General features: G+C 69.9%; 10 protein-coding genes. 4 read left to right on the top strand and 6 right to left on the bottom strand.

The genetic code is table 11. From position 1 onward, the window contains the following. Positions 1-2,016 (bottom strand): molybdopterin-dependent oxidoreductase (locus ACWDU1_RS22155; protein ID WP_450001124.1); only part of this gene is annotated, 2,016 nt, incomplete at its 3' end. A gap of 32 nt (positions 2,017-2,048) precedes the next feature. After that, positions 2,049-3,278, bottom strand: a complete 1,230-nt coding sequence (locus ACWDU1_RS22150) for an MFS transporter (RefSeq protein ID WP_450001122.1) — start codon at positions 3,276-3,278, stop codon at positions 2,049-2,051. Positions 3,279-3,577: 299 nt separating this feature from the next. On the opposite strand from ACWDU1_RS22150, the gene ACWDU1_RS22145 reads away from it, so the two are divergent. Beyond that, positions 3,578-4,321, top strand: coding sequence for an RluA family pseudouridine synthase (locus tag ACWDU1_RS22145; protein ID WP_450001121.1), 744 nt, complete (start codon positions 3,578-3,580; stop codon positions 4,319-4,321). A gap of 72 nt (positions 4,322-4,393) precedes the next feature. Continuing rightward, on the top strand, positions 4,394-5,170 hold the full coding sequence (locus ACWDU1_RS22140) for a metallophosphoesterase (RefSeq protein ID WP_450001120.1): 777 nt from the start codon (positions 4,394-4,396) through the stop codon (positions 5,168-5,170). Between the two features lie 7 nt (positions 5,171-5,177). Here the strand turns inward: ACWDU1_RS22140 and ACWDU1_RS22135 are convergent, their stop codons facing one another. Together ACWDU1_RS22135 and ACWDU1_RS22130 are read right to left on the bottom strand one after the other, a co-directional pair. Continuing rightward, the gene (locus tag ACWDU1_RS22135) at positions 5,178-6,230 is read right to left on the bottom strand and encodes an AraC family transcriptional regulator (RefSeq protein WP_450001119.1); all 1,053 of its coding nucleotides are present in this window, start codon (positions 6,228-6,230) and stop codon (positions 5,178-5,180) included. A 44-nt stretch (positions 6,231-6,274) separates the two neighbouring features. Then, positions 6,275-7,189 carry a cation diffusion facilitator family transporter gene (locus ACWDU1_RS22130; RefSeq protein ID WP_450001117.1) on the bottom strand — a complete coding sequence of 305 codons (915 nt, stop codon included), beginning with the start codon at positions 7,187-7,189 and terminating at the stop codon, positions 6,275-6,277. 80 nt (positions 7,190-7,269) lie between these two features. Here ACWDU1_RS22130 and ACWDU1_RS22125 point away from each other — a divergent pair, with 80 nt between their 5' ends. Both ACWDU1_RS22125 and ACWDU1_RS22120 read left to right on the top strand, forming a co-directional pair. Continuing rightward, positions 7,270-9,462, top strand: a complete 2,193-nt coding sequence (locus ACWDU1_RS22125; RefSeq protein WP_450001115.1) for an ATP-binding cassette domain-containing protein — start codon at positions 7,270-7,272, stop codon at positions 9,460-9,462. After that, positions 9,459-10,193 (top strand): energy-coupling factor transporter transmembrane component T family protein, encoded by a 735-nt coding sequence (locus ACWDU1_RS22120; protein WP_450001113.1) that lies wholly within the window; start codon positions 9,459-9,461, stop codon positions 10,191-10,193. Before ACWDU1_RS22125 ends, ACWDU1_RS22120 begins: the two co-directional genes overlap by 4 nt. Before the next feature lie 32 nt (positions 10,194-10,225). Here ACWDU1_RS22120 and ACWDU1_RS22115 read toward each other — a convergent pair whose 3' ends face one another. Both ACWDU1_RS22115 and ACWDU1_RS22110 read right to left on the bottom strand, forming a co-directional pair. Continuing rightward, positions 10,226-10,423, bottom strand: coding sequence for an antitoxin (locus tag ACWDU1_RS22115; protein ID WP_450001112.1), 198 nt, complete (start codon positions 10,421-10,423; stop codon positions 10,226-10,228). An 86-nt stretch (positions 10,424-10,509) separates the two neighbouring features. Then, positions 10,510-10,986, bottom strand: a 477-nt coding sequence (locus ACWDU1_RS22110; RefSeq protein WP_450001110.1) for an ATP dependent DNA ligase, incomplete at its 5' end; no start/stop codon positions are given.

The raw sequence follows: 10,986 nt of genomic DNA, 5'->3' as shown, positions 1-10,986 counted from the left end.
TGTGCTAGTCAGATCTGATATGCGCTGGATGTGGTAGATGGTCGGATAGGACGGCATCCAGCCCAGCCGGGCCGACTGCGCGATCACATCGGCGGTGCTCATACCGGCCAGTTGTCCGGCGCCGGGGGTGGCCGACAGTTTGTCGGCGCCGAACCAGTCGTAGCGGAACTGGTCGGAGTGCAGGTACCAGAAGGCGGTCTGGACCATCTGCCGGGGCGGACGTGACCAGTCCAGCGCCGAGGCCAGTTGCGTCCAGCCGGTGACCGGCCGGCATTTCTCCTGACCTACATAGTGCGCCCACCCCCCGCCGTTCACCCCCTGGCATCCGGTGAGGGTGGTCAGGGTGAGGAAGGCGCGGTAGATGGTGTCGGAGTGGAACCAGTGGTTGGTTCCGGCGCCCATGATGATCATCGAGCGGCCGTGGCTCTCCTCGGCGTTGCTCGCGAACTCGCGCGCGATCCGGAGTGTCACCGAGGCGGGCACTCCGGTGATCGACTCCTGCCAGGCCGGGGTGTAGGGCTGGGAGGGATCGTCGTAGTCGACCGGCCACACGCCGGGCAGGCCCGGGCGCTGCACCCCGAACTGCGCCAGCATCAGGTCGAACACCGTGGTGACGAGGTGACCGTTCACCCGGCGCACCGGCACCCCCCGCATCATCGTGGCGTCCTCGCCGCCCACGACATCGAACCGGGGCAGCCGCACCGGGACCGTGTGGCCGCCGAACAGCGTCAGCTGCGGCACCACCCCCTCGAGGTCGAGATTCCATTTCCCCATCCCGGTTTCGCCGTAGCGGTGCCCGACCGAGCCGTTCGGGACGACGGCCCGGCCCTCGGCGTCGAGGACCACGGTTTTGAACGCCGCGTTCTCCACCCCGGCACAGTCGTCGAGATCGGCGGCGGTCAGGAATTTTCCCGCGAGGTAGCCGTCGGCCTCCGCTTCCAGGCGTACCAGGAACGGCAGATCGGTGAATTGGCGGATATAGCTCGTGAAATACGGGACCTCGCGTTCGACGAAGAACTCGCGCAGCACCACATGCCCCATCGCCATCGCCAGCGCGCCGTCGGTACCCGGGTGCGGGGCCAGCCATTCGTCGGCGAATTTCACGTTGTCGGCGTAATCCGGGGAGACCGCGACCACCTTCTGCCCGCGGTAGCGCGCCTCGGTCATCCAATGCGCGTCCGGCGTGCGGGTCACCGGCAGGTTCGACCCCCACATGATCAGATAGCCGGCGTCCCACCAGTCCCCCGATTCCGGTACATCGGTCTGATCGCCGAAGACCTGCGGCGACGCCACCGGCAGATCGGCGTACCAGTCGTAGAAGGACAGCATCGTCCCGCCCACCAGGGAAACGAAACGCGCGCCGGAGGCGTGCGACACCATCGACATCGCCGGGATCGGCGAGAAACCGGCGATCCGGTCCGGGCCGTAGCGCTCGATGGTGTGCACATGGGCGGCCGCGATCATCTCGGTCGCCTCGTCCCAGGTGGCGCGAACCAATCCGCCCTTACCGCGCGCCGATTTGTATCGCGCCGCCGCTTCCGGGTCCGCCACGATCGAGGCCCAGGCCCGCACCGGATCTCCGGTGGCCGCCTTGGCCTCCCGGTACATCCGCAGCAGCACGCCCCGGATGTAGGGATAGCGCACCCGGGTCGGCGAGTAGGTGTACCAGGAGAAGGCCGCGCCGCGCGGGCAGCCGCGCGGTTCGTACTCGGGTTTGTCCGGGCCCACCGACGGATAGTCGGTCTGCTGGGTCTCCCAGGTGATGATCCCGTCCTTGACATAGATCTTCCACGAACACGATCCCGTGCAGTTCACCCCATGCGTGGACCGCACCACCTTGTCGTGGCTCCAGCGATCCCGGTAGAACTCGTCGGCCTGGCGCCCGCCCTTCTCGTACATCGACCGCCGGTCCGGTGAGATCTCGGCGCGGGTGAAGAACCGGCGGGTGCCCACCAGGGCGTCGGTCAGCTCATCGTCGAGCCGGGCGCCGCCGGAGCCGTGGCGGGAATCGGGCATCGCTACTCCTTCTGCGTTCTCCGGGCGGACGATCAGGTCTGTTTCCGGGCGACCTCGCGGCGTACGACGGTGAGCGTGAACACCAGCGCGGCCAGCGCGACCACGGCCAGTGCCAGCAGTCCGGGGCCGTAATCGGAGGTGGTCTCGTAGATCGCGCCCATCACCAGCGGCGGCACGAACCCGCCCAGACCACCGGCGGCGCCGACGAAACCGGTCACCGCGCCGACCTTGCCGGGCGGGGCGATCAGCGCGACCAGCGCGAAGGTGGCGCCGCTGCCCGCGCCCAGCGCGGCGGCCATGGCCAGGAACGCGATGGTGCCGATGGGCATCAGGCCCGGGGTGGCCGATTGCACGACGGCGCCCACGACCACGACCGCCAAGGCCACCGCGAGCACCAGCGGGGCGCCGAGACGGTCCGCGAGCCAGCCACCGATCGGGCGCATGATCACCGCCAGCAGTACGAACCCGGCCATCCGATTGGCGGCGTCGGTCTGCGAGAGGTCGTAGGCGGTGCGCAGATAGGACGGCAGGTACACCGAGAACGCCACGAAACCGCCGAACGCCACCGCGTACAGTGCCGAGGCCGCCCACGTCGCGGGCAGGCGCACGGTCTGAGCCAGGCGGGCCGTCATCGACTCGGCGGGCGGGATACGGCCCGGAGCGTCGCGCAGCAGCAGCCAGGAAACGATCGCGTAGACCGCCAGCGCCGCGGCGCACAACAGGAACGGGGTCGCGGTATCCCCCGCGTCCACCAGGGGCACGGTGGTCAGCGCGCTGATCGCGGTACCGCCCATTCCCATGCCGTAGACACCGATCGCGAGTCCCTGTTTCTCCGGCGGGAACCAGGCGCTCACGAACGGCACCCCCACCGCGAAGACCGTGCCGCCCAGGCCGAGGAAGAATCCGCCGATCAGCAGGGCCGCCAGCGCCGAATGCCCGACCAGGCCGAGGAACAGCACCGGGATCACGGTGATGACGGAGATCATCGGGAACATCAGCCGCCCGCCGTAGCGGTCGGTGAGCGCGCCGACCGGGATACGCCCGAGTGAGCCCACGATCACCGGGACGGCCACCACCAGCGACTCCTGGAACGAGTTGAGGCCGAGTTCCTCACGCAGTCGCGGCGCGAGCGGGCTGAGCAGCGCCCACGCCCAGAAATTCAGCGCGAAACCGACCGTGGCCACGATGAGCATCAGCGTGCGGCCGCCCACCGCGACGCGGTCGCCGGTCGCGGCGGTGTTCAGCGGAGTCGAAGCGGCCACCATCACTCCCAGGGAGTCGGTCCGGTATGGCGTCTGCGCCCACAGGGCCTGGGCCCATGACGATCGGCGGGCGTTACCTTCGGTCTCGCGCGGCCGGGTGGTCGTGCTCCCGGCCCCCGTTGCTGCCTGTGATCTCCATGGCCACCGGACCGCTGGGCTCGCCCCGGCCGGTGACCGTACGGACGTCATTGTGCCCCCCTGGGGCATCAGTCGGCCTCCATCCGGTTTTCCGGGTGTTTCGCGACCCGCCGGTACGGGCTCGCGGCCGGCGCCCCGGCGGCTCCGCCTAGGCTCGACCGGTGGTGGATATCGACTGGCCCGATCTGCGCGCCCGGTGCCGAATCGAGGAGGACGAGGCGATCCTGGCGATCGGCAAACCCGCCGGGATCTCGGTCACCGGGGAGCGGCACGATATCGATATCGTGACCGCCGCCGAGGCCACCGGCGAGACCCTGTACCCCGTGCACCGGATCGACAAGGTCACCTCGGGTGTGGTGCTCCTGGCCAAGGAGTTGCCCGCGCACGGACAGCTCACCCGCCAGTTCAACAAGCAGACGGCGCACAAGACGTATCTGGCCCTCGTCGCGACCGGTGCGACGCCGCTACCCGACCGCGGCACCATCGACCTGCCGCTGAGCGTCGGACGCAAGAACCGGGTCCGGATCGCCGCCCCGCGCGAGGCCATCCACCGCGCCGGCGACCACTGGTCGGTGCAGGAGTCCGAGCTGCTGAAAACGAAGAACTACCCCTCGCTCACGGAATTCACCGTGGTGGACCGGCACCCCGACCTCACCGTGCTGGCCCTGCGGCCCCGCAGCGGCCGCCGTCATCAGTTGCGGGTACATCTGGCCTGGATCGGCCACGAGATCCTGGGCGACCCGCTGTTCGACCGCTCCGGCACCCGCCCGCGCACCCATCTGCACTCCTGGCGGCTGGGGCTCACCGCGGACTGGCGCCCGGACGGCCGCCTGGACTTGGAGGCACCCCCCGACGACGCCTTCTGGGCGCCGCTGCCGCACCCGCCGAGCGCCCTGCCCGGCTGATCCCGCGGAGGGGGACGTGGCCTCCCTCATACCGGCGGCCACCCGCCCGCCGGACTACCCTAAGCTGGCACTGTGATCCTGGTGGCTCAGGTCAGCGATACCCATTTCGACGTCGGGACCCGTAACGCCGAACGCGCGCAACGGGTCATGGCCTATCTCGCGGACCTGCGGCGACGGCCCGATCTGATCCTGGTGACCGGTGATATCACCGATTCCGGCAAACCCGAGCAGTACGCCGAGGCCAGGATGGCGCTGCAAGCGGACCTGCCGGTACTGGCGATACCCGGTAACCACGACGACCGCGCCGCGTTCCGGGAGGTGCTGCTGGCCGAGCCGCCCGCCGACGATCCGCTGAACCAGGTGCACCGGATGGCGGGCCTCAGCGTGATCCTGCTCGATTCCAGTGTTCCGGGGCAGTCGGGCGGGCAACTGAGCGATCCGACCTACGACTGGCTGGCCGCGACGCTGGCCGCGACCCCGGCGGACGACGGAGTTCTGATCGCTCTGCATCATCCGCCGGTCTTCCTGCACAGCCCGATCGTCGATCCCATCGCCCTGGACGAACCGGAACGGCTGGCGGCGGTGATCGCCGCCGACCCCCGGGTGATCGCGACCCTCACCGGGCACGCGCACACCTCGGGCGCCACGACCTTCGCCGGACGTCCGCTACTGGTCTGTCCCAGTACCGCGTCGGTACTGGGCGGCGAATGGGAACTGGCCCCGCCCGAGCGGGTGATGGACTACGCGCCGGATCCGGCGGTGGCGCTGCACGTGATCGACGACGGCCACCGCCTGGTCACCCATTTCCGCAGCGTGCCCATGGGCGGCTGGATCGGCACTCCGCGCTGAGGCCGGATCAGTACCGCCCGGCCCGGGTGCGGCGGTAGGCGGCCGGGGTCCCGCCGGTCCAGCGTTTGAACGCGTAGATGAACGTCGACGCCTCCGCGTAGCCGAGCCGGATCGCGACATCGCTGACCGAGAGCGGGGTGGCGGTCAGCATCTCCTCGGCCAGCGCCCGGCGTACCTCGTCCAGGAGCGCGCGATAGCTGGTCCCGGCGGCATCGAGATGGCGGCGCAGGGTCCGGGTGCTCATATTCAGGTCGGCGGCCACGGCGTCGATACCGGGCGGTGCGGTGAGACCGTCGGTGCCGCCGCGCGGCACCAGGCGGGCCCGTACCTCGGCGGCGATCCCGGTGCGGGCCCGCCGCCGGTGCACCAGATCACGGCATTGGGCCAGGCAGATGGCCAGGGTGTGCTCGTTGGCCTGCGGGAGCGGCTGATCGAGGATCGCCGGATCGATCGCGACCAGGTTCTCCGGCCGCTCGAATCGCGGCGTCGCCACGGTGACCTCGGCGATGAGGTCGGCGTAGGAAGGTTCGGGGAAGGTGAACTCGGCCCGCAGCAGCGCGAGGTGGCGGCCCAGCAGATCGCTCATCACCTGGTGCATGGCCGTCACATCTCGTTCCACCAGGAACTGCCGGACATCGGCCGGTACGGCCTCGTCGTCGATACGGCCGATGAATTCCCCCTCCTCCCACTGGGTCACCGGGAGGCAGAAGGTAAAGCTCAGTTCCAGATAGCGCAGCGCGAAATCGATGGCCTCGGCCAGGGTGGGACTGCTGACGCAGGCGAAACCGAAGATTCCGAAGGTGGTGATGCGGTACCGGCGTCCGATCTCGATACCCATTCCGGGCCGGTCCAGTTCGTGCACCAGATTGCGGACCACCGTGAGTTCGGTATGGGCGTCGATCTGGGTATCGGGATCGTGTAGCCGGGGCTCGGTGAGTTCGGTTCCGCGCAGCAGGGCCGCCACCGGGACCCCGTGCTCGGCGCCGTAGCCGGCCATGAGGGCGACGCTGGCGACACCGCGCGGGAAATCCCAATCCCGGATCGACGGACGCTGCACCATGACGTCATTATGGCCGAATATCTCGATTGCGATACCACCGGTGGTTACCAGGACAGCTGCGCACACCGCCGGGCGGTATCGGCTGTCTCGACCTGCAGCGTCGCGTGCTGGATATGGAAGCGCTCGGATAGCAGCCGCTGGCACGCGCGCAGGATCTCGTCGCCGGAATCGGGGCCGGTGGTGGTGATATGCGCGGAGGCCACCTCCATCCCGGAGGTCAGCGTCCAGACATGCAGATCGTGGACATCGCAGACCCCGGGAACCGCGCCCAGTTCGGCCGCGACCTCTTCCACATCGAGCTCTTCCGGACTGTGCTGGAACAGGATGCGCAGCGAACGCCGGGCGAGCACGTAGCTGCGCGGCAGCACCCAGACGCCGATGGCGACGCCGACGATCATATCGGCGTAATACCAGCCGGTTGTCAGGGTGATCGCCGCCGAGACGAGCACGCCGACGGAGCCGACCATATCGGCGAGCACCTCGAGATAGGCGCCGCGGACATTCAGGCTCTCCTCCGCGCCGCGGCGCAGCAGCAGGAACGACACGATATTGGCGAGCAGGCCGATCACACCCGCGATCAGCACCGGACCACCGGGCACCTCCGGCGGCTCTCCGAACCGGCGCACCGCCTCGACCAGGACATAACCCGCCACACCGAAGAGCAGGACCGCGTTGGCCAGGGCCGCGATGACTTCGGCCCGGTAGTAACCGAAGGTGCGGGTATAGCTGGGCCGGGTGTTGCGGGCCAGCATGATCGCCGATAGCGCCATCCCGATACCGACGACGTCGGTGAGCATATGCGCGGCGTCGGAGAGCAAGGCCAATGAACCGGTGACCAGCGCGACCGCCAGCTCGATCAGCATGAATCCGGCGCCGATGGCCAGCGCCAGACCGAGCCGGCCGACGTACTTTCCGGAGGCGCTCTCGGGCGATACCCGATGCGTATGATCATGTCCCACCCGAACAACATATGCGTCCATGCGCATGCTTGCAACACCTTCGATTCGACTCTCACCACCGGGCTGGCAGACTTGATTTCGTGAGTGACCAGCCCGCAACCACCCACCTCGGCGAACCCGGCCGAAATCCCGCCGCTCCCCCCGGCGCCACCGCCCTGCGCCCGATCGAACTCGCGAACGGCGCGGTGCTCGGCGGCGTCACCGTCGGCCTGGTCACCGTAGGCGCGCTGGTGCCCTTCGCCGCGGTATTACAACTGGTCGCGGCCGTGCCGATGGGTCTGCTCGCCCATCGCTACCGCTTCCGCGCGGTCGTCATCGCATCGGTCTCGGCGGCCCTGGTCACCTTCGTCGCCGCCGGGCTCACCGCGGCCACGGCCATGGTCGCCACCGCCACCATCGGCGCGATCGTGGGCACGGTCAAACGTCGCGGCGGCGGCATCCTCGCCGTCACCGGACTGTCGCTGCTCGCCGGCCTGGGGTGGAGCATGTTCTCGATCGGGTTCCTGCTGGCCTTCTCCGCGACCCGCGAACTGCTCTTCGATACGATCCGCAACACCGCCACCGGATTCGCCGAACTCACCGCCCGCCAGGCGCAGCTGGCCCCGCTGGGCAGCGGCGTCCTGGATATCGCCGAGATGGTGCTGGACTGGTGGTGGATCTATATCGGCGGGACCGTGCTGTTCGGCACGGTCGTCACGGCGCTGGTGTCCTGGTTCGTCCTGGGCTCGGTGCTGGACCGCCTGACCTGGCTCCCCGGCAGCGACCGGCTCGACGCCCCCGCCGACGACCGGCCGATCGAGCCGCTTCCGGTGACACTGCGGGCGGCCGGATATCGCTACCCGGGCGCGACCGCCGACGCCCTCACCGGGATCGACCTGCGGGTCGAGGTCGGCGAATTCGTGGCGGTGGTCGGCCACAACGGGTCCGGGAAATCCACCCTCACCCGGCTGCTGGCCGGGCTGCCGCCGACCACGGGTGTCGTCGAACGACCGGGGTCGGCCGGGCTCGGCCACCTGGGCGGGACCGCGATGGTCCTGCAACGCCCGGAGAGCCAGACACTGGGCGTCCTGGTGGCCGACGATGTGGTCTGGGGTCTACCCGCCGGACTCGCGGCGCAGGTGGATATCGACGGCCTGCTCGACGAGGTCGGGCTCGCGGGAATGGGCGGTAAGGAGACCGCGGCGCTGTCCGGGGGCCAGCAGCAGCGCCTCGCGGTCGCGGCGGCGCTGGCCCGCCGCCCGGCACTGCTCATCGCCGACGAGGCCACCTCGATGATCGACCCCGACGGCCGCCGCGAGCTGGTGGCACTGCTCGCGCGGCTGCCACGCAAACACGCCATGGCGGTGGTGCTGGTGACCCATCACGAGGCCGACGCCGACGCCGCCGACCGGGTGATCCACCTGGCCGGCGGCCGTACCGTCGATCATCTGCCGGCCTGGCCGAAACCGGCCCGGGCGCAGCGCCGCAAACCGATGGGCGACACCCTGCTGGAACTGCGCGGGGTCCGGCACACTTACAACCGCGGCACCCCATGGGAGGCGGCCGCGCTGCACGGGGTCGACCTCACGGTCCGGCGTGGTGAAGCGCTGCTGGTGGTGGGCGGGAACGGGTCCGGGAAATCGACGCTGGCCTGGATCATGGCCGGGCTCATCGCGCCCAGCGCCGGGCACTGCGAACTGGCCGGCAAACCGGTCGGCAAACAGATCGGCCGGGTGGAATTGGCCTTCCAGCACTCCCGGCTGCAACTCCAGCGGCACACCGTGGGCGAGGAAGTCGCCGACTGGGGCGGCGAGGGCACCGGATCGGGGACGGTGGGCAAGGCGCTCGACGCGGTCGGCCTGGACCGATCGCTGACCACGCGCTCCATCGAGGAACTGAGCGGCGGTCAGGCCAAACGGGTGGTGCTGGCGGCCATTGTCGCGAGCAACCCCCAGGTGGTGGTGCTGGACGAGCCCCTGGCCGGGCTCGACCCGGAGGGCCGCGCCGATATCGTCGAACTACTCGCCGGATTACGCGATTCCGGTCTGACCCTGATCGTCATCTCCCACGATGTGGAGGATGTGGCGGCCATCTGTGATCGGGCCGTGCATCTGCGGGCCGGGCGTATCCCGGAAACCGAGGCCGCGCGGGTGCCGGTTCCCGATCTGGACGCCGATACGACTCCCCTCCCGCCGGCCGGGCCTGCGGGTCCCGCTCCGCATCCCATGCCGGGCCCGGCATGGCGGCTGGGCGGCGGAGATTCCCGGGGTATGGAAGGCGGAGGTTCCCGATGAGCACGGTACTGCTGCGACAGGTCCCGGTGGACAGCCCGGTGCACCGCCTGTGGGCGGGCACCAAGATGATCGGGGTCTTCCTGATCAGTCTGCTGCTGATGGTGCTGCCGAGCTGGCCGATCCTCGGCATCATGATCGTGTTCCTGATCGTGATCGGCGCCGTCGCCAGGCTCCCGCTCGGGGTACTGCCGCGACTGCCCTGGCCGTTCTGGCTGCTGATCGCCCTCGGCGCCCTGATCACCGCACCGGTCGGCGGGGTGGCGCTGCTGCGCTACGCGCAGGTGGTGACCTTCGGGCTGATCCTCATCGCGGCCTCCATGTTGATCGCCTGGACCACCCCGATGAGCGAGATCGCACCCGCGCTGGCCCGATTGGGCGGGCCGCTACGGAAGCTTCGTGTGCCCGTGGACGAACTCGCCGTGGTGGTGGCGCTGACCCTGCGGGGCCTGCCGCTCCTGCTGGAGGAGATCCGGATCCTGCGCGCGGCCCGGCGGCTGCGCCCGAAACCCGATCTGCTGCATCGCACCACCGACCCGGTGATCGACATCCTGACCGCCGCGATGGCGGTGTCCACCCGCCGCGCCGGCGAACTCGGCGAGGCCATCACCGCGCGGGGCGGCACCGGACAGCTCACCGCGCGACCGGGCGCCCCGGGTCGCGGCGACGCGATCGCCTTGGCGGTGGTGACCGCGGTCTGCGCCGGGGCGCTGACGCTGGAACTGCTGCTCTGACCCGGGTCCCGATCCCGGGTCGGCCCGGGGTACTACTTGTGCCCCGGGCCCCGGCCCTGGTCGCGGACGGCCTTGCGGGCGGCCTCCTGCGCCTTGTCGACCTGGCTCGCGTACTTGCCGCCGGTCTTCTTGTCCACCGCGTCACCGGCCTTCTCGATCAGCGGCTCCACCTTGCTCGCGTTCTTGCGGGCCAGGCCCAGTGCCTTGTTCGCCAGACCTTTGAAATCCATTGCCGCTCCTCACTCGAACCCATCGGGCAGGATCCACAGTACCGAGCGGCGGGCGGGCGTGCGGTTCCCGAGATCATGACCGCCCGTCACGATTCGCCCAGCCAGGCGGGATGCCATAGACGGCCACCGTCGGTCCAATCCATGTAGCGCACACGGCCTTCGACCTTCGGGGTCACCCATATCGCGTCGCGGCATTCGTCGCGGGTCATCTCGTTGGTGAACGGGCTGGTCTTACGTTCCAGCCGGCGCAGGCGCCCCGCCAGCTCGGTCATCGCCGCGTCACCGAACCCGGTGCCGACCCGTCCGGTGTACACCAGGCCATCCGGCCCGGGCACTCCCACCAGCAGGGACGCGAACGGGCGCGCCTTACTGCGGCGCATACCGCCCACCAGCACCCGCTGGGTCCGCCAGTTGCGGTATTTCACCCAGGCGTGCCCGCGGGTCCCGGGCAGGTACACCGAGTCCAGCCGTTTGGCCACCACCCCCTCGGCACCTTCGTCGCGGCTGCGCCGCAGCGCGTCGGAGCCGCTGCCCGGATAGCGCGGCGGCACCCGCAGCGCCGG

Source organism: Nocardia sp. NPDC003345, assembly GCF_053589395.1.
The sequence above is the reverse complement of the archived record's forward strand: the minus strand, read 5'-3'. Positions and strand labels throughout refer to the sequence as shown.